Below are 14,451 nucleotides of genomic sequence, written 5' to 3'. Positions count from 1 at the left end.
TCGGCCGCTTTTGCGCGCGCACGGCGTTGCGGCTCCCTTGTGCAGAATGACTGCACGGCGGTCGCCGCGCCTTGTTCGCACGCAAAAGCGACTCGAGCGCGAGCGTGCACATGGTTCAGCGTTTCCCTAGAATCCGGGACATGGAACGAGATGCCGAACACCAGCGCCTGCAGGGCGTGCTGCAGACCCACCCCGAGCTGGAGCTGGTGATGCTGTTCGGCTCGCTGGCCCGCGGCACCGCGACCGCCGACAGCGATCTCGACATTGCCGTAAGCGCCGGTGCCCCGCTGGACGTGGAAGCCCGCATCCGGCTCATCGACGAGCTGGCCCTGGCCGCCGGTCGCCCCGTCGACCTTGTCGATCTCACCCGCGCCGGCGAGCCGCTGCTCGGGCAGATCATGACCACCGGCGTGCGCCTGTGGGGCAGTGACGAGGCCCAGGCCCGCTTCCTGACCCGCCATCTGTTCGATCAGGCCGATTTCCTGCCATATCGTGATCGCATCCTCGCCGCGCGGAGGGATGCATGGATCAACGGGTGATCGAACAGAAGATCGAGACCCTGCGCTACTGCGTCGAGCGCGTGGCCCGGCGTTGCCCGGGCAATCCCGATGAACTGGCGTCCGATCCGGATGCCCAGGACATCATCGCCCTGAATCTGGCGCGCGCTGTCCAGCAATGCGTCGATGTGGGCGCCCACCTGCTCATATCCAGGGCCTATCCTCCGCCGGACACCATGGGGGAGACCTTCGAGCGGCTGGACTGAGCCGGTTCAGCGGGTGTGGCGCTGGCGCAGGAGGTCGCGTTCGGCGAGGTGGGGAGTGTGCTGCAGGCCCTCGCCCGGGTGGCGCAGGGCGCGGCCGGTTTCGATCGCGGGGTGATGGTCCCGCAGGGCCGTGCGGATCTCGGCGTGGCGTCGTTCCAGGGCGTCGGGGCCGGTGTCCACCAGGAGCAGGCCGAACCGGTTGCCGGCGATACGCGCCACACGGTCGCCGGGGAGCAGCAGGCCCTGCAGGATCGGTCCGAGCTCTGCCAGCAGCCGGTCGCCCTGGCCGATGCCCGCCTCCCGGTTGATGGCCTCCAGATCGGTGACCTCGGCGAGGACCACCGCGCAGGGCTGCCCGTTGCGCTGGCAGCGCTCTTCCTCGCCTTCCAGGGCCATGTCCCAGCCGCGTCGGTTCAGGGTGCCGCTCACCGGATCGGAGCCGGGCAGCAGGGCCGTGGCCTGGCGTTCGCGGTCGAGGATGTCGTTTTCGCGCTGCAGGGCCAGCAGGTGGCCCGCGGTGCCGGCCAGGGCCTCCAGGGCGGTGTAGCGGTCGTGGAGCTGCGGGTCCACGGGCTCGGGATGCACGCCGCACAAAGTGCCGAACAGGTTCCCGTCGCGGTCGTGCAGCGGAAAACCGACATAGGCGCCCACCGGGAGCTGGTGGTTCACCGGCGCGTCGCGATAGACCGGGATCCCGCTCGTATCCGGGGCGATGGACGGGGCGTCGCCGCAGGCCATGTGGATGCAGCAGGAGCCGTGCCAGTCGAGGACAATGCCGGGGGTGATCGTGTCGCCCTGATCCAGGGCGTGCAGGATGATCCAGTCGCGTCCTTCGACCCGGGTCAGCAGCCAGGTGTCCAGCGGGGCTATGGCGTACAGCGCGTCCATCAGCGAACGGACGGCGCCGGAGAAGGCGTCGGTGCCGGGCTCGGTGTGCTGCGGCGGGCGGGGATTCGGGGCTTCCATGCGCGGATTCCGGGTCGGGTTGTCGGGGGGATCGGCCGTGATGATCAGAACCGGGGCAGGTCCGGGTGCGGTGGTTGCGCCGAGCGCACGTGCTGGCGGCCGAATTCGGCGCAGCGTGCCAGCGTGGGCACCGCCTTGCCGGGGTTCAGCAGACCGTGGGGGTCGAATGCGCGGCGCAGGGCATGGAACTGCTCCAGCTCGGCGGAGGCGAACTGCACGCACATGCCGTCCAGCTTTTCCACCCCCACGCCATGCTCGCCGGTGACCGTGCCGCCCACCGCCACGCACAGCTCCAGGATCGCCTCGCCGAAGGTCTCGGCGGTCTCGATCTGGCCCGGCTGGCTGGCGTCGTAGAGGATGAGCGGGTGCAGGTTGCCGTCGCCGGCGTGGAACACGTTGCACACGCCCAGGCCGTGTTCGGTGGAAAGCGCATCGATGCGTTCGAGCACGTACCCGAGCTGGTGGCGCGGGATGGTGCCGTCCATGCAGTAGTAGTCGGGCGAGATGCGGCCGGCGGCGGGGAAGGCGGCCTTGCGCCCGGCCCAGAAGCGCGCGCGCTCGGCGTCGTCCTGCGCGGTGCGGACCTCGCGGGCGCCCAGCCCCAGTAGCTTCTCGCGCACGAACATCACGCTCTCGGAGACCTCGCTGTTGCTGCCGTCCAGCTCGCACAGCAGGATGGCCGCGGCATCCACCGGATAGCCGGCATGGACGAAGTCCTCGGCGGCGCGGATCGCGGCGTTGTCCATCATCTCCAGGCCCGCGGGGATCAGCCCGGCGGCGATGATGCCGGCGACCGCGGCGCCGGCGGTCTCCACGTCGTCGAAGCTCGCCATCAGCACCTGGGTGCGTTCGGGGCGCGGCAACAGGCGCACGGTGACCTCGGTGACGATCCCCAGCATACCCTCCGAACCGATCAGGAAGGCCAGCAGGTCCGGGCCTTCGGTATCCAGGGTCTTGCCGCCGACACGGATGACCTCGCCGTCCAGGGTCACGAACTCCAGCCCGGTCACGTTGTGGACCGTGAGGCCGTATTTCAGGCAGTGCACGCCGCCGGCGTTCTCGGCCACATTGCCGCCGATGGAACAGGCAATCTGCGACGAGGGGTCGGGGGCGTAGTACAGCCCGGCAGGTGCCGCGGCCTCGGAGATCGCGAGGTTGCGTACGCCCGGCTGGACCACCGCGCAGCGGTTGTCGGCGTCGATCTCGAGGATGCGGTTGAAGCGTGCCATCGACAGCAGCAGGCCCTCGGCGCTGGGCAGCGCGCCCCCGGACAGGCCGGTGCCCGCGCCGCGTGGCACCACCGGCACGCCGTGCTCGCGGCAGGCCGTCAGGCACAGCTGGAGTTGTTCCATGCTGGCGGGCAGGGCGACCGCGCCGGGGACCTCGCGAAAGGCCGAGAGGCCGTCGCATTCGTAGGCACGGCGCTCGCTTTCCTCGACGATCAGCGCCTCCGGCGGCAGCTGCTCGCGCAGGGTGTCGATCACGGCGGCCAGACCGGGCTGAGGGGTGGTTACGGCGCTCATGCTCGTGATGGTAGACCGTTGCCCGCCGGCCGGGACAATTCCGCAGTTTCCGGAGGGCTCACGCGAGCCGGTCCAGGGGGAAGGCGCGGGCGTCGCGCAGGGCGGCGGCCAGGTGGGTGGCGTAGTGGTCCACCAGGGCCGCGCCCTCGGCGGCGGTGGCCGCTGCCGCATTCCCGGTGGTGCCGGCGGGGTTGAGGTCGCCGGCCAGCCAGGCGAATCCGGCCGGACCCTCCGGGCGCAGGACCTCCAGCGAGGCCTCCAGCTCCTCGCCCAGCGAGCCCGCGTGGCGGGCCTCGGCGTCGCGCACGCTGGCGGGCGCCAGATGGCGCATCATCGCCGTCTCGATGCGCCCGCCGTGCAGGCCATGGCGGCATTCCGCGGCCGGGATGCCGATCTGCGACGGCGGATCCTGCAGGAAATAGTGATGCCGCACGATCAGCATGCGCTGCCGGCGACGCAGTTCCAGCGCCGCGGTGTCGGCCACCGCCCGGTTGCCGCCGTGACTGTTGTGCAGCACCAGGCGGCGCACGCCGGCGCCGGCCACGGCCCGGCCGGTTTCCACCAGCACGCGGATGGCGGTCTCCGGTGTCAGGCTGAGGGTGCCGGCGAAGCGGGCGTGTTCGGGGCTGGCCAGGATCGTCAGTGGCGGCAGGGCCAGCAGGGGGAAATCCGCGGGAAGCTGCGCCCACGCCGCCTGCAGCAGGCCCTCGCCGATGCGCAGGTCGGTGTCCAGCGGCAGATGCGGCCCGTGCTGTTCGATGGCCGCCAGCGGCAGCACGGCGACCGGGTCGCGGCCGGCCAGTTCGGCGGCCTCGGCGGTGGTCAGGTCCTGCCAGCGGGGCAGGGGGCGGGGTGCGTCAGGATCGGGCATGCGGCATGCGCAGGCGGGCGTAGAGATCGCCGGAGCCGTAATCCGCGGCGTGGGCCTCCAGCCACAGCCGCACCCGGCCCCGGTCCTGCCAGCGGGCGAAGCGGTACTCGCGCTGCTCGCCGGCGATCACGTTGAATTCGTAGTCGCCCAGCTCGGCCAGGCGTTCCATGCCGGCAATCGCGATGTCCAGCGCGCCGGCGACGAACTCGAGTGACAGCGCCGGGATCGGCTGTGACAGCCCGGACAGCACCTCGACTTCATAACCTTCGGCGTCGATCTTGCAGAATGCCGGCAGACCGTATTCGGCGATCAGATCGTCGAGGGTGACGACCGGCACCTGTACATGATCTTCCCAGCGAACGCGGCGGAAGCCGTCATTGCGCCGCGGCAGCTCGTCGGTCCAGCGCGGAGACAGCGTGGAGACCGTGGGAGTCCGGTGGCTGATGTACAGGTCGGCCGTGCCGGGTTCGGCGCCCACCGCCTCGCCGCGCACGGTTACGTTGCGCCGGCGGCCGGGCCCGCGCTCGAGCCAGCGGCGCAGCACGGGCTGCGGCTCGACCGCGATCACGTGGCCGCCGAGGCGGGAGAAGGCCAGCGTGCGATCCCCCAGATGGGCGCCGATGTCGAACACCCGGTCGTCGCGCCCGATGAACGGACGGTACAGCCGGCGCAGGGCCCGCTGGCGCCCGGGGCGCCGGTAGATCGCCAGCGAGCGCAGCAGGCCGAGGGTGGCGTTCAGCCGCTCGCGAGCGGCCGGAGACGGGTCGGGATTCGGGGGCGCGTCCATGCTTCCCAGCTTAGGGAAACGCGGATCCATGTGCACGCCCGTCCGGCCCTGTTCGCCTGCAAGCAGGCTCCTACGGGCGCGCAGCGGCTGGGTCGGGAGGGTTCGGCAGCAGATGCTGTGCAGCCCGTTCCAGGCGGTCGCGCGTTTGTTCCAGCAGGGCCACGAGTTCGAGCGCCCGCTGCAGTGCCTCGGCGAACTCCTCCCGGATCCGGGTTCAGTGCCACAGAACAACCGCCTGTTCGCGCGCACGGTCGTGGATGGGCTGGTGCCGGGTATTGGGATCGACGATGAGGACGTCGATGTGCTGATCGCCGAGCGCCCTTTGCAGGCGAGCCGTGTAGCGGGCCGCCATCGCCGCCCGGTTTTCCACCGGGCGGGGCGTTTCCACCAGCAGGTCGATATCGCCACCGCGGGCCGCATCGTCGACGCGCGATCCGAACAGATAAACGGTACAGTCCCCGAACAGTTCGCGGGCGGTGTGGTGGATCGTTTTACGCTGGTCTTCGCTCAATCGCATCGTGGTCCTCCGGGTCCCGGATGGGGTTGTAGGCCGAGCGCGGGCCGGAACGCTCGGGTGCGGGGCCGGTCCCAATGGACATTGCGTATTCTGGCTGGAGAAGCTTGATGAGGCTGTTTCCGAAGTGTGAGTGGCGGACCCTCGTGGCGCCGTCGTTGCTGGCCCTGACGGCCACCGTGTTCGCTCTGGGGGCCTCTGCACCCCATGCAGATGTGCCGTCGGGCGCGGATTGTGTGCAGCCCGGACAGTGGGCCACGCCGGAGGGCGAGGACGTGGATGCCGCGGAGCTGTTCGCCGAACTGGCCGGCGCCGATGCGGTGCTGCTGGGCGAAACCCACAACCGCATGGACCACCATCGCTGGCAGGTCGGGACCCTGGCGGCGCTGCACGGTCAGCGCCCGGATATGGTGATCGGCCTGGAGATGCTGCCGCGCTCGGCGCAGCCGGTGCTGGATGACTGGGTGGCGGGTGAACTGGACGAGGAACAGTTCCTGCAGGAAAGCGACTGGTACGAGCACTGGGGTTTCAACCCGCGGCTGTACTGGCCGATCCTGCATTTCGCGCGGGTGCACGACGTCCCGCTGGTGGCGCTGAACGCCGAGCGCGATCTGGTGCGCCGTCTGGGGCACGAGGGCTGGGACAGCGTGCCCGCCGACGAGCGCGACGGGGTCTCTGCCCCGGCCGAACCCGCCGAGGCCTATCGCGAATACCTGGAGGAGGTGCTGGCGCGCCATCCGGCCGCACCGGGGGGCAGCGATGCGTTCATTGGCACGCAGCTGGCCTGGGACCGGATGATGGCCGCGGCCATCGCCGGGGTGATCGAGGCGGGCGGTGACCAGCCGCCGCTGGTGGTCGGGATCATCGGCTCCGGCCATCTGGAATACGGCCACGGCGTGCCGCACCAGCTGGCGGATCTGGGCGTGGCCAACGCTCCGGTACTGCTGCCGCGCGAGAGCGACGGGGCGTGTACGGGGCAGGACCCGGAGCTGGCGCGGGCGGTGTTCGGCGTGCAGGGCGGCGAGCGCTTCCAGCCGCTGACCCCGATCCTGGGGGTGCAAATGCAGCGCCCCGAAGAGGGCGACGGGGTGGAGATCCGCGGCGTGATGCCCGATTCGGTGGCCAGCGCCGCCGGCATCGAGAGCGGCGACCGTCTGGTCGAGGCCGGTGGCCGCGCGGTGGAGACGCCGGCCGATCTGCAGCGCATCGTTCAGGCCGTGACCCCGGGCACCTGGTTGCCGCTGGTGCTGGAACGCAACGGCGAGCGCCAACAGGTGATCGCGCGCTTCCCCTGGCAGGAGAGCGCGGGGGCGCGGCCGGCCGCGGGGAACGGTCACTGATGGCCCGCCTGCGGCGTACCCCGGGGCACAATCGTCCCGGCACCACCGCGCTGGCGTGCCTGCTGAGCGTGCCCCTTGCGGGGTGGGCGGCACCGGTCGTCGCCGGCGAACCGCCCGCCCGCGAGCTGACGATCGAACTGTTCCCCGCCGAGCAGCGGCTGCAGGGTCGTCTGAGCCTGCCCGCCGCGATGCTGGAAGACGCGGACGGGGAGCTGCGCTTTCGCTTCGCACGCGGTTTGCGGGTGGACGCCGTGGAGCGGGGCGGGCACGCGCTGAACCACGAGCACAGCGACGCGGGATACCTGCAGGTGACGCTCGATGGCGACGGGGATGTCGCCGGGGACGTCGCACGCGGGCCGCTGGTCATCGAATACCGTGCCCGGCTGCAGGCCCCGGAGGACGCCGGACCCGGGGGCGGGTTCCTCGGCGCGGCCGGCGGCTTCCTGCCGGCGGGGGCCGCCTGGTATCCGCGGCAGCCGGAGGCCGAACCCGCGCCGGTGCGCCTGGAGGTGCTTGCGGCCGATGGCCATCGCGTCGTGGCCTCCGGGTCGTGGCGCGAGGAGGCCGCTGAAGACGCGGCCACCGGGGACGCGGACGCGGAGGGCGTGACCCGCGCGGTGTTCGAGCATCCCGGCGGGCGTGCGCTGGCGCTGGCCAGCGGCCCCTGGGAGGAGGGGCGCAGCGAGACCGCCGATGGCGTGGAGGTGCGCACCCTGTTCCCGGCGGAGCTGGAGGGCGCGTTCGGCGCGACCTACCGCGAGAAGACCGTGGAATACCTCGAGCGCTTCAGCGACCTGCTCGGGCCGTATGCCTTCGACAGCTTCACCGTGGCGGCCAGCCCGGCGCCGGTGGGCCTGGCCTTCTCCGGATTCACCCTGCTGGGCGAGCAGGTGATCCCGCTGCCGTTCATCCCGCACACCTCGCTGGGCCACGAGGTGTTGCACAACTGGTGGGGCACCGGGGTGTACGCGGATCGCCGCCACGGCAACTGGACCGAGGGTCTTACCACCTTCATGGCCGATTACCGGTTCGCAGACGAACGCGGCGAGGCACGCGAGGAGCGGGGCCAGTGGCTGCGTGACTACGCCGCCCTGCCGGCAGGCGAGGATTACCCGCATGGCGAGTTCGTCGGCGGCAATGCCGGGGCCGACCGCATCGCCGGTTATCACCGCGGCGCGATGCTGTGGCGGATGCTGGAGGACCGCATCGGCGAGGAGGCGCTGCATGCGGGGCTGGCCGATTTCTACGCGGAATATCGTTATCGGGAAGCCGCCTGGCCGGATCTGATCGCGGCCGTGGACGCGGCGACGGACGATGACCTGGAGCCGTTCTTCGAGCAGTGGATCGGGCGGGTCGGCGCGCCGCGCGTCGAACTGACCGAGGTGCAGGCCCGTGACGATGGCGGGCGCTGGGGCGTGACCGGCCGCCTGGAACAGGCCGATGCCGATCATCCGTGGCGGGTGCGCGTGCCGCTGGTGGTCGAGTTCGCGGAGGATGAGGGCCGGGAGACGCACTGGGTGGATCTGGAGGAGGCCGCGACCGATCTGGAGCTGGCACTGACCACCGACGCGCGGCCGGCGCGCATCGCCGTGGACCCTGACTGGCGGGTATTCCGGCAGCTGGGTGCGGATGAATATCCGCGCATCCTGCGCGAGGCGCAGCTGGATCCCGCGACCCGCGTGATCGCCCCGGACGGCGCCGCCCCGGCGGAACTGGCGCCGTGGCTGGGCCGGGTGCCGGAGACGGTCGACCCGGATGCCGATGTGGACATCGATGCCCCGCGGGTGCTGCTGGGTTCGCGCGCGGCGGTCGCTGAATGGCTGGGCGACCGCGGACTGCCGACGCGCCCGCAGGAGGCGCACGCGGATACGGACGACCTGCTCGATGCCGGATCGGATGTCGGGGCCCTGGCCTGGACCGTGCCCGAGAGCGGCATCACCGTGATTGCGGCCGACTCGGCCAGTGAGCGGCGCGCGCTGGCGGGTGCGCTGCGACACCGCGCGCAGGCAAGCTACCTGCTGCAGGACGATGGCGAGCCGGTGGCGCGCGGGCTGTGGCCGGTGCCGGGGCCCTGGCGCTCGCTGGCGGACTGAACTCCCGGCCCGATCAGTACGGCAGGCGCTGGCGTTCGAAGTCGAACAGCCCGCCGGAGTCCTCGGGACCGAGGCCGTCCAGCACCTCCAGCAGCGCGCCGGTCGCGCGTTCCGGCGTCAGCACCTCGGGGGCGCGGGCGCGGTAGGGCTCCGACAGTGGGGTTTCCACCGTGCCGGGCTGCAGTGCGGCCACCACCGCGCGGCGGTGGCTGAAGCGCATCTCCAGCGCGGCGGTGCGCACGATCTGGTTGAGCGCGGCCTTGGAGGCGCGATAGCTCAGCCAGCCGCCGGAGTGGTTGTCGGCGATGGAGCCCACGCGCGCCGACAGCGTCGCTAGCACCGCCTTGCGGTCCTTCGGCAGCAGCCCCGCGAAGTGCTTGAAGATCAGCGCCGGGCCGATGGCATTGACCGCGAAGGCCTGCGTCATCACCGCCGGATCGAGCTCGCGCAGGCGCTTCTCCGGCCGGTGGCCGTCGATGGTGAGCACTCCGGTGGCGTCGATGATCAGGTCCCAGTCAGGCGCCTGCTCCGTCAGCCATGCGGCCGCGTGGCGGATGCTGTCCTCGTCGGTGAGCTCCAGCGGCGGATCGGTGGAGCGGCCCAGCGCCACGACCCGCGCGCAGTTCGGGTCGTTCTCCAGGTGGGTGACGAAGGCGCGGCCGAGGCCGCCGGTGGCCCCGATCACCACGGCGCGGAAGGGGGGTGCGAGTGAGTCCATGTTGCTGTGACCGCAGGCATCGCGATTCGATCCGTTCGTTTGCGTATGGCCTGTACCGGGACCGGGTCGTGTATGCTCTGCGCCGAGTGCAGACGGGAATCCGCGCATGAATTTCCTCCATACCCTTGGCCACGCCGCTCGCAACCTGGCCCCCATCGTGATCGTGGTGGCGGTGTTCCAGATGTTCGTGCTGCAGACGGTGCCCGAGGGCGTGCTGTCCATGGCCATCGGTCTGGTGATCGTGGTCTTCGGGGTGGCGCTGTTCCTGCAGGGGCTGGAGATGGGGATCTTCCCCATCGGCAAGAACCTCTCCAACGCGCTGGCGCGGCGCGGCTCGCTGATCCTGCTGATGGCCTTCGGTTTTACCCTGGGCTTTGCCACGGTGATCGCGGAGCCGGCGCTGATCGCCGTGGCGGAGCAGGCGGAGGTCATCTCCGAGGGGCACATCCAGGGCTTCATCCTGCGCCTGATCGTGGCGCTGTCGGTGGGCGCGGTGGTGGCGCTGGGTATCCTCCGCACCGTGCTCGGCCACCCGCTTCACTGGTACATCCTCACCGGCTACGTACTGGTGGTGCTGGTCACCTTCTTCGCGCCCGAGGAGATCGTGGGCCTGGCCTACGACTCCGGCGGCGTCACCACCAACATCGTGACCGTGCCGCTGGTGGCCGCGCTGGGGCTGGGGCTGGCCGCGTCGCTGGCCGGGCGCAACCCGCTGCGCGACGGCTTCGGCCTGGTGGCGCTGGCCGTGATGGTGCCGATGATCACGGTGCAGCTCTACGGCATCGTGGTGTTCGCCGGGGCCGACATCGACGGCCCGGCACCCGGCGCCGGCGACGGAGCGGCCATGGATACCGACACGGATCTGCCCGGGGCGGGCGAGGAACGCCACTTCCTTAGCGCCATGGGCATGGACCTGCTGCTGATGCTGCGCGACGTCGCGCCCATCATCGGCGTGATCGTGGTGTTCCAGTATTTCGTGCTGCGCAAGCACATTCCGTATCTGCCGCGGGTCATCTTCGGCTTCGCCCTGGTGGTGTTCGGCCTGTATGCCTTCGTGGTCGGGCTCAAGCTGGGCCTGTTCCCGATCGGCGAGAGCATGGCGGAGCAGCTGATCGCCAACGACCGGTTCGTGTGGGTGTACCTGTTCGCGTTTGCGATCGGCTTTGCGACCACGATGGCGGAACCCGCGCTGATCGCCATCGGCCAGAAGGCGGAGGAAGCGGCCAAGGGCTCGCTGAAGGGCAGCGCCATCCGCATCCTGGTGGCGCTGGGGGTGGCCGTGGGCATCACCATCGGGGTGCACCGCATCCTCAGCGGGGACTCCATCCACCTGTACATCATGGCCGGGTATGTCCTGGTCATCGTGCTGACCATCCTCGCACCCAAGGACATCGTGGCGCTGGCATTCGACCTCGGAGGGGTGACCACCTCGGAGGTCACGGTGCCGCTGGTGACGGCGCTGGGGATCGGACTGGCGACGCATCTGGAGGGACGCAACGTGCTGATCGACGGCTTCGGCCTGATCGCGTTCGCGTCCATCTTCCCCATCGTGACCGTGATGCTCTATGCCATCGCGGTCGATCTGTACGAACGCTTGATCCGCAAGGACAGGAGGGACACGGCATGAGATTCTCGGCCCTGGTGGCGGTGCTGCCCGACGAACTGGAACAAAAGGCCGTGGATGCGGCGCGCGAGGCCGGTGCCGCCGGCGTGACCATCATGGATGCGCGCGGCATCGGCGCGGAGGCGCGCAAGACCTTTCTCGGCATGACCTACGAGGGCAGCCAGTCGGTGCTGCTGTGGATTCTGGAGAAGCGCCTCGCGCTGACGGTGCTGAAATCACTGTTCCGCGAGCTTGGGCTGGACGAAGACCCGCGCGGGGTGGCCTTCATCACGGACATCTCACATCTGGCGGGCATTGACCGGCGGCAGATCGACCGCTTCGAGGAACAGGTCAAGGACGAAATCTGACCCCAACTCCGACCGGAGGGAGACTTCATGCTGGTTCGCGACATCCTGACCGAGAAAGTCATCACCGTGGCCCCGCTGGCCCCGCTGCGCGAGGCCATGCAGCTGATGCGCGACAACAACGTGCGCTCGCTGGTGGTGGACAAGCAGCACCCGCACGATGCCTACGGCATCATCACCTACACCACCATCCTCAAGACCATCGTGGCCGAAGAGGGCGACATCGACCTGGCCAACGTGTACGACGTGGCCACCAAGCCGGTGATCACCGTGCCCGCGGAGATGGACGTCAAATACGTGGCGCGGATGATGGTCAACATGGACGTGCGCCGCCTGGTGGTGCTGGAGGGCAACCAGCTGGAGGGCATCGTCACCACCAGCGACATCGTGGGCTCGATCCTCGGCATGCTGGACGAGGTCTGAAGCCGGTGACGCCCCCCGGTTCACTGGATATCCCGCAGGGTCTCGCGCGGCTCGAGCTGCTCAATGCCGCGATCGAGGACACCGCGCACAGCGTGCTGATCACCGATGCCGACCTCGAAGCGGGGCCGCGCATTGTCTACGTGAACCGTGGCTTCGAGGAGATGACGGGCTATGACCGGTACGAGGTCCTCGGCCTGACCCCGCGTATCCTGCAGGGGCCGAAGACCTCCCGCGCGGTGCTGGACGACCTGCGGGCGACGCTGGAACGCGGCGAGGGCTTCGATGCCGAGACCATCAACTACCGCAAGGATGGCGAGCCCTACAGCGTACGCTGGCACATCTCGCCGGTGCGCGCCCGGGGCGAGCACGAAAGCATCACGCATTTCGTCTCGGTGCAGCGCGACGTGACCGAGGACCGGCGCCGCGAGGAGCAGCTGCGGCTGCTGTCCGCCGCGCTGGAGGCCTCCGGCGACCCGGTGCTGATCACCGATCCCGAGGGCGTCATCGTGTTCGCCAACACGGCCTTCCTGGATCTCAGCGGCTTCGATGCCGACAGCGTCATCGGGGCGACACCGGCGCTGTTCAAGTCCGAGGAGCACGACGACGAGTTCTTTACCACGATGTGGGAGCGGCTGCGCCGGGGCGAGGGCTTCCGGGGCGAGTTCGTGAACCGGCGACCGGACGGCGAGAAGGTCCATCTGGAGCAGACCATCACCCCGATCTTCGATGACTGCGGCGAGATCACGCATTTCGTGGCCTTCGGCAAGGATGTGACCGAACGCGTGCGCATGGAGGACGAAGTGCGGCGTCTGGCCGAGACCGACTGGCTGACCGGGCTGGCCAACCGCCTGACCCTGGGCAACCGTCTGGAGGCCGAGCTGGACCGCTGTGATCGCTATCAGCGGCCGATGGCCTTGATCATGTTCGACATCGACCACTTCAAGGCGGTGAACGACAAACACGGACACGAGGCCGGTGATGTGGTGCTCAAGGCGGTGGCCCGCACGGTGGATGCCCAGCTGCGCGAACAGGACCTGCTGGGGCGCTGGGGCGGAGAGGAGTTCCTGATCGTGCTGCCGGAGACGGACGGCGAGGGTGCCGCCGCGGCGGCGGAGAAACTGCGTCGTTCGATCGCGCAGCTGGATCTGCCGGATGCACCGGCGGTGACCGCCAGCTTCGGGGTGACCGAGCGCCAGCCGAACGACACGCCACGCGCGATCACGCGGCGGGTCGATCAGGCGATGTATCAGGCCAAGGAGGGCGGACGCGACCGCGTCGTCCTCCTGTAATGGCCCTTGCTAACAGAACGGCCTCGTGCCCCGGTGACCCGGGGCGCGAGGCGGGGTATCAGGCCTTGCGGCGCAGGACCCAGATCTCCAGCAGCGCCCATTCCTCGCCCGGATAGTTTTCCTGCTCCAGCTCGGACATGCGGCGGTGACGGCTGGCGGTGCTGCCCACGAACTCGAAGCGGTCCAGCAGCATGCGCTTGGTCTCGTCGGCCTTCTCCAGCGCGAAGGGGTTGAGGAAGTTCACCAGCAGGTAACCTTCGCCCTCGCCACGGCGGAACGCATCCAGCAGCGACGCGATGGCCGGCGGATCCAGGTACACCAGCGACGCGGTGGATAGCAGGATGTCCGCCTCTTCCAGCGACTTCTCGATCGCGTCGCGGGTCTCCGGGGCCGGATTGTTCAGGTCGGCCGCATGGGTCTCGTCGAACAGGCCGGCACGCTGACCGTAGGCCAGGGCGTTCTCGGAGATGTCGATGCCGGTGGTGTGCATCGGCAGGCGGCGCGGCTTGCTGATGGTGTTGCAGACCGTCTCCGAGGCCCAGTTCTCGCGGATCTCGTCCACGGTCATGTTGTGCACCGCCGCCATCGTGGTGTTGCCGAAGCAGCAGGCCAGGTCGACGTAGTTGAGGGTGCGGCCGTCGGCGGCCTGCTGCTCGGCCCACGGCAGGATGAGCCGGTCGAAGGTCTGGCGGTTGAAGTCGTCGGAGATGTAGTCCAGCGCATCGATGATGCGCTCCTTGAACGGCACCGGCGTCTCGGCGACGTAGATGTCGTCAAAATGCTGTTTCTTCTCCTCGGTCTTCACTTCGGACTGGCTCATCGGGGCAAACCCTCATCATTGGAAAGCCCAACAGTCTCCGGCCAAGCCACCCGACCGTCAAGCAAATGGGCCCCGATCCGCCCCGTGCCCGATCGGTAGGAGATTCTATGTCTGCGTGCAAGGGTTCGGGGGTCGGTAGTCGGTCTGGTTTTTCATGAGGGCGAAGGCGACGCGGGCGAGTTTGCGAGCCAGGGCATTGAGGGCCTGCGTCGTGGCCAATCCCCGATCGAGACAGCGCTGGTAGTAGTCGCTCCAGGCGGGTTTGGATTTGGCCTGCATGGCCGCCATGTAGAGCAGGCGTCGCAGCTCCGGGTCTCCCTGCTTGGTGAGCCGGCGTCGGCCTCGCTTCTGGCCGGAGTCCCGGACCCGGACATCC

The 14,451-nt window shown here is 69.7% G+C and carries 15 protein-coding genes and 1 pseudogene; 8 read left to right on the top strand and 8 right to left on the bottom strand.

The genetic code is table 11. The annotated features are described in order from the left end of the window. The first annotated feature begins 140 nt into the window (after nucleotides 1–140). Complete coding sequence (locus tag C998_RS0113280; protein ID WP_018871366.1) at nucleotides 141–539, top strand: nucleotidyltransferase domain-containing protein; 399 nt, start codon at nucleotides 141–143, stop codon at nucleotides 537–539. Further along, nucleotides 524–757: pseudogene (locus tag C998_RS14190) on the top strand (DUF86 domain-containing protein); the annotation flags it as partial. The gene C998_RS0113280 and the pseudogene C998_RS14190, both read left to right, overlap by 16 nt. Nucleotides 758–769: 12 nt before the next feature. Here C998_RS14190 and C998_RS0113270 read toward each other — a convergent pair. From C998_RS0113270 to C998_RS0113250, 5 genes are all read right to left on the bottom strand, one after another. Further along, nucleotides 770–1,729, bottom strand: a complete 960-nt coding sequence (locus C998_RS0113270) for a GGDEF domain-containing protein (RefSeq protein ID WP_018871364.1) — start codon at nucleotides 1,727–1,729, stop codon at nucleotides 770–772. Nucleotides 1,730–1,773: 44 nt separating this feature from the next. Next, nucleotides 1,774–3,252, bottom strand: a complete 1,479-nt coding sequence (locus C998_RS0113265) for an FAD-linked oxidase C-terminal domain-containing protein (protein WP_018871363.1) — start codon at nucleotides 3,250–3,252, stop codon at nucleotides 1,774–1,776. A 58-nt stretch (nucleotides 3,253–3,310) separates the two neighbouring features. Further along, entirely contained in the window at nucleotides 3,311–4,123 is an 813-nt protein-coding gene (locus C998_RS0113260) for a creatininase family protein (protein ID WP_018871362.1), read from the bottom strand. Continuing rightward, nucleotides 4,110–4,910 (bottom strand): FkbM family methyltransferase, encoded by an 801-nt coding sequence (locus C998_RS0113255; RefSeq protein WP_018871361.1) that lies wholly within the window; start codon nucleotides 4,908–4,910, stop codon nucleotides 4,110–4,112. The genes C998_RS0113260 and C998_RS0113255 overlap by 14 nt, the downstream gene beginning before the upstream one ends. Nucleotides 4,911–5,124: 214 nt before the next feature. Further along, nucleotides 5,125–5,427 carry a nucleotidyltransferase domain-containing protein gene (locus C998_RS0113250; RefSeq protein ID WP_018871360.1) on the bottom strand — a complete coding sequence of 101 codons (303 nt, stop codon included), beginning with the start codon at nucleotides 5,425–5,427 and terminating at the stop codon, nucleotides 5,125–5,127. Nucleotides 5,428–5,699: 272 nt separating this feature from the next. Here C998_RS0113250 and C998_RS0113245 point away from each other — a divergent pair, with 272 nt between their 5' ends. Further along, nucleotides 5,700–6,764, top strand: a complete 1,065-nt coding sequence (locus C998_RS0113245; protein WP_018871359.1) for a ChaN family lipoprotein — start codon at nucleotides 5,700–5,702, stop codon at nucleotides 6,762–6,764. Continuing rightward, entirely contained in the window at nucleotides 6,764–8,857 is a 2,094-nt protein-coding gene (locus C998_RS0113240) for a M1 family metallopeptidase (protein ID WP_018871358.1), read from the top strand. The genes C998_RS0113245 and C998_RS0113240 overlap by 1 nt, the downstream gene beginning before the upstream one ends. 13 nt (nucleotides 8,858–8,870) lie before the next feature. Here C998_RS0113240 and C998_RS0113235 read toward each other — a convergent pair whose 3' ends face one another. Next, nucleotides 8,871–9,575 (bottom strand): SDR family NAD(P)-dependent oxidoreductase, encoded by a 705-nt coding sequence (locus C998_RS0113235; protein ID WP_018871357.1) that lies wholly within the window; start codon nucleotides 9,573–9,575, stop codon nucleotides 8,871–8,873. A 106-nt stretch (nucleotides 9,576–9,681) separates the two neighbouring features. On the opposite strand from C998_RS0113235, the gene C998_RS0113230 reads away from it, so the two are divergent. From C998_RS0113230 to C998_RS0113215, 4 genes are read left to right on the top strand one after another with little or no spacing between them, the layout of a single operon-like run. Beyond that, nucleotides 9,682–11,202, top strand: coding sequence for a DUF1538 domain-containing protein (locus tag C998_RS0113230; protein WP_018871356.1), 1,521 nt, complete (start codon nucleotides 9,682–9,684; stop codon nucleotides 11,200–11,202). Next, nucleotides 11,199–11,546, top strand: coding sequence for a hypothetical protein (locus C998_RS0113225; RefSeq protein ID WP_018871355.1), 348 nt, complete (start codon nucleotides 11,199–11,201; stop codon nucleotides 11,544–11,546). Before C998_RS0113230 ends, C998_RS0113225 begins: the two co-directional genes overlap by 4 nt. A 27-nt stretch (nucleotides 11,547–11,573) precedes the next feature. Next, a complete protein-coding gene (locus C998_RS0113220; RefSeq protein WP_018871354.1) occupies nucleotides 11,574–11,966 on the top strand; it encodes a CBS domain-containing protein in 393 nt (130 codons plus the stop codon). Nucleotides 11,967–11,971: 5 nt separating this feature from the next. Further along, nucleotides 11,972–13,255 (top strand): diguanylate cyclase, encoded by a 1,284-nt coding sequence (locus C998_RS0113215; protein WP_018871353.1) that lies wholly within the window; start codon nucleotides 11,972–11,974, stop codon nucleotides 13,253–13,255. 58 nt (nucleotides 13,256–13,313) lie between these two features. Here C998_RS0113215 and C998_RS0113210 read toward each other — a convergent pair whose 3' ends face one another. After that, nucleotides 13,314–14,075, bottom strand: coding sequence for a class I SAM-dependent methyltransferase (locus tag C998_RS0113210; protein WP_020610530.1), 762 nt, complete (start codon nucleotides 14,073–14,075; stop codon nucleotides 13,314–13,316). Nucleotides 14,076–14,180: 105 nt separating this feature from the next. Then, nucleotides 14,181–14,451 (bottom strand): transposase (locus C998_RS14185; RefSeq protein ID WP_018871352.1); only part of this gene is annotated, 271 nt, incomplete at its 5' end.

Source organism: Thioalkalivibrio sp. ALgr3, from assembly GCF_000377325.1.
GTDB lineage: Bacteria > Pseudomonadota > Gammaproteobacteria > Ectothiorhodospirales > Ectothiorhodospiraceae > Thioalkalivibrio.
This window is presented reverse-complemented; position numbering and strand designations above follow the sequence as displayed.

Coding starts and splice junctions, on each gene's coding strand:
- C998_RS0113280 (WP_018871366.1), top strand. CDS start 141: ATGGAACGAGATGCCGAACACCAGCGCCTGCAGGGCGTGCTGCAGACC.
- C998_RS0113270 (WP_018871364.1), bottom strand. CDS start 1,729: ATGGAAGCCCCGAATCCCCGCCCGCCGCAGCACACCGAGCCCGGCACC.
- C998_RS0113265 (WP_018871363.1), bottom strand. CDS start 3,252: ATGAGCGCCGTAACCACCCCTCAGCCCGGTCTGGCCGCCGTGATCGAC.
- C998_RS0113260 (WP_018871362.1), bottom strand. CDS start 4,123: ATGCCCGATCCTGACGCACCCCGCCCCCTGCCCCGCTGGCAGGACCTG.
- C998_RS0113255 (WP_018871361.1), bottom strand. CDS start 4,910: ATGGACGCGCCCCCGAATCCCGACCCGTCTCCGGCCGCTCGCGAGCGG.
- C998_RS0113250 (WP_018871360.1), bottom strand. CDS start 5,427: ATGCGATTGAGCGAAGACCAGCGTAAAACGATCCACCACACCGCCCGC.
- C998_RS0113240 (WP_018871358.1), top strand. CDS start 6,764: ATGGCCCGCCTGCGGCGTACCCCGGGGCACAATCGTCCCGGCACCACC.
- C998_RS0113235 (WP_018871357.1), bottom strand. CDS start 9,575: ATGGACTCACTCGCACCCCCCTTCCGCGCCGTGGTGATCGGGGCCACC.
- C998_RS0113230 (WP_018871356.1), top strand. CDS start 9,682: ATGAATTTCCTCCATACCCTTGGCCACGCCGCTCGCAACCTGGCCCCC.
- C998_RS0113225 (WP_018871355.1), top strand. CDS start 11,199: ATGAGATTCTCGGCCCTGGTGGCGGTGCTGCCCGACGAACTGGAACAA.
- C998_RS0113220 (WP_018871354.1), top strand. CDS start 11,574: ATGCTGGTTCGCGACATCCTGACCGAGAAAGTCATCACCGTGGCCCCG.
- C998_RS0113210 (WP_020610530.1), bottom strand. CDS start 14,075: ATGAGCCAGTCCGAAGTGAAGACCGAGGAGAAGAAACAGCATTTTGAC.